The organism is Clostridioides sp. ES-S-0005-03, assembly GCF_020658455.1.
In the GTDB taxonomy this organism is placed as follows: domain Bacteria; phylum Bacillota; class Clostridia; order Peptostreptococcales; family Peptostreptococcaceae; genus Clostridioides.
On the sequence record NZ_JACVWI010000040.1, the window covers coordinates 1 to 255 of the forward strand.

A 255-nucleotide genomic window follows, 5' to 3' on the forward strand; every position below is an offset into this window, starting at 1 on the left:
CTGTAGCAGTTGTTTCAGATACTGCTCCTGCCTTAACTAATACACTTACATTATTTAAATCATTTTGTACAGCTGGGACTGCTGTTCCTGATACTGTTATTGTTATTGTATTTGCTGATGAATCTCCCACTGCTGTATAATCTAAGCCTGATGGTAATCCTGTTACTTCAACATTAGCTTTCACATCTCCATCTTTTACTGTTCCTTTTGTTAGTGTTAGTACATATGTGTTATCTGATGGATCTACTGTTTCAT

The 255-nt window shown here is 35.7% G+C and carries 1 pseudogene; it reads right to left on the reverse strand.

The window, feature by feature from the left end:
* Positions 1-255: pseudogene (locus tag IC218_RS22355) on the reverse strand (cell wall-binding repeat-containing protein); the annotation flags it as partial.